This window comes from Haloferax sp. s1, from assembly GCF_058382125.1.
The window spans coordinates 1-2,471 of sequence record NZ_JBZRPK010000256.1 but is presented as its reverse complement, the minus strand read 5'-3'; the positions used below and the strand labels follow the sequence as shown (position 1 = coordinate 2,471).

The following is a 2,471-nucleotide window of genomic DNA, read 5'->3' as shown; positions in this document are numbered from 1 at the left end:
CGTGGACGCCCTGATGGAGCTTATCGCCTCGCTCCCCGGAGAAAAGCTCGCCGAAGCGCTCTGCTCCGAAACGACCTCGTTCGGCCCAGTTCTCCTCGCACAGACTGCTGCATCGAGTTACGGCCACTGGGGACAGATTGTGAACTTCTTCAAGGTGAAGCGACTCGCCGACGACCTGATGGCCCACTACGGCCGCTACCCAAGCCGACCGAGCGCACTCGAAGGTTGGCAGGCCGAACGCGACCGTATCATGGACGACATCTACGAGGTCACTGGCGCGACGCCGAAGTACTAACCTCATCTGCGAACACTACGTCTCGGAACTCGAATCGGGCACCCCCGGATTCTCCTGTCGTCGCACGAACCGACCAGCCGTGCGCGTCAGCGACGCCAGAGACGATAGCGAGGCCGAGCCCGGTTCCTTCCGGGTCGGTCGTGTAGCCGGACTCGAAAATTCGGTCGTGTTCTTCCGGTGGAATGCCCGGACCGTCGTCTTCGACGAAAAAGCCGTCTTCGAGGGGGCCGACACGAACGTGAACACCAGAGTCTGCGTGCTCGACCGAGTTACGGAAGAGGTTCTCGAACACTGCAGTGAGTCGTCCGGGGTCCGCTTGCAACTCGGCGTCGGCTTCGACGGTCAGGCTAGCGGCGTTGAGGCTCGTGTTCGCAACCGCGCTCGCTGCGACGCTCGCGAGACCAATCGGTTCGGTCTCACCGACGGTCTCGCCGCTTCGTGCGAGCTGCAACACGTCCTGAATAAGCGCCTCCATCCGGTCGTGCGCGTCGGCGACTGTCGAAAGGTGTTCGTTACCGTGGCCCTCGCGAGCCAGTTCGAGGCGCATCTGCGCGACGTTCAGCGGATTCCGTAGGTCGTGGGTCACGACCTGCGCGAACTGGTCGAGTCGTTCGTTGCGTCGGCGTAGGTCTTCTTCGCGGGCGTCCCGACGGGCCGTCCATCTGACGGCTCCGAACACGAGCGCGAGCGACCCAACCAACAGCATGCCGTCTTCGAAGACGAGGGCAAAGATGTCTGGCTGGACGACAACCTCGTCGAGCGCGTCGGTCACAGCATAGATGCCGACGAGGAGCGTCCTGGCGTAGAGCGGCCGCCAGACGGCCTGTGCATCACGAAGCCCGGCGAGGGCGAACGAGCCGAGGAGTGGAATCGGGACCAAGAGGAGTTCGACGACGAACCGCACCAACGAGATGCCCGGGGCGGTAGAAAAGAGGGCGACCTGAATGCCGGCAACCCCGGCAACGACCCCGATAACGGCCAGGCTCGGCCGAAAGTCGGTGTCTTCGGTCGATTTACCTCGTAACGGCCCCATCGCTGGCGGCTATGCACGGGGGGGACAAATAAGCGCTGGCGATTCGTCGCCGACGTTCGTGCGGGACTTCGCCACCGATTATGTCCAGACCCCGCGACTCAGGGCTGGTCAGCGGCGATACGGCCGATACTCTCCGAGAGCACGTCGACGGCGATACGAATTGTTTCTTCGTCGACATCAAACGTCCGGGTGTGGTGTCCGCCGGGGTGGTCGGTGCCGACGCCGACGTAGGCGGCGAGGCCGCCTTGGTCTTGGACGTGTTGCATGAGGTAAGTCGCGTCCTCACTTCCGCCGAGTTCGTCGCTTTCGAGGATTGACTCGACGCCGTCGACACCCTCGCTCACGCGCCCGACGATGGTCGCGAGCGCGTCGTCGCTCCGGGCGCTCGGTGCCTTCCCCTCGACCGCAATGTCGACGTCGCAATCGTGCATCTCGGCGGCCGACTCGATGACGGTGTGGGCCCGGTCTTCCATGTACTCCATGAGTTCAGTCGTCTCGCCGCGGACCTCGCCTTCGATGAACGACTCTTCGGCGATGATGTTCGTGGCGGTGCCGCCACCCATTAACCCGACGTTAACCCGAGTCGCGCCGTCGGAGTGCCGAGAAATTCCGTAGAGATTCTGGATGGCCGCGGCGGCCGCGAGGTTCGTGTTGTGGCCCGCTTCAGGTTTCGCCCCCGCGTGGGCCGGCGCACCGGTGAACTCCGCGCGGAAGTGCGAGACGGCGAGGAACCCGTCGACGCCGCAGACGACCTCACCCGTCGGGTGGTCGAGACCGACGTGAAGCGCGAGTAGGTAATCCACGTCGTCGAGGTGGCCGCCCTCTGCGACGGCTTTTCCGCCGGCGACGAGTTCCTCACTCGGTTGGAAGAAGACCTTGAATGTTCCCTGAAAGTCGGAGTCGGAAACGGCGTCGAGGACGCCGAGACCGACGGTTGCGTGGGCGTCGTGGCCGCAGGCGTGCATGAAGCCCTCGTTCTCCGAGCGGAAGCCCTCCGCCGCGGGGAGGTGGTCACTGTCGTCGGATTCGGTGATTGGGAGGGCGTCGATGTCCACGCGGAGGCCGACAGTTGGTCCTTCGCCGCGCTCGAGAACGGCGACAGCACCCGTGTAGCCGCCAGCGAGACGTTCGAGGATATCCGCC

The 2,471-nt window shown here is 64.4% G+C and carries 2 protein-coding genes and 1 pseudogene; 1 reads left to right on the top strand and 2 read right to left on the bottom strand.

All coding sequences use genetic code 11. The annotated features are described in order from the left end of the window. Nucleotides 1-295: pseudogene (locus QT222_RS02425) on the top strand (geranylgeranyl reductase family protein); the annotation flags it as partial. On the opposite strand, the gene QT222_RS02420 reads toward QT222_RS02425, so the two are convergent. Both QT222_RS02420 and QT222_RS02415 read right to left on the bottom strand, forming a co-directional pair. Next, the gene (locus QT222_RS02420) at nucleotides 270-1,328 is read right to left on the bottom strand and encodes a sensor histidine kinase (RefSeq protein ID WP_491476189.1); all 1,059 of its coding nucleotides are present in this window, start codon (nucleotides 1,326-1,328) and stop codon (nucleotides 270-272) included. The pseudogene QT222_RS02425 and the gene QT222_RS02420 sit on opposite strands and share 26 nt — an antisense overlap. Nucleotides 1,329-1,426: 98 nt before the next feature. Further along, the coding region (locus tag QT222_RS02415) for an amidohydrolase (protein WP_491476188.1) at nucleotides 1,427-2,471 on the bottom strand (1,045 nt) is incomplete at its 5' end.

Coding starts and splice junctions, on each gene's coding strand:
- QT222_RS02420 (WP_491476189.1), bottom strand. CDS start 1,328: ATGGGGCCGTTACGAGGTAAATCGACCGAAGACACCGACTTTCGGCCG.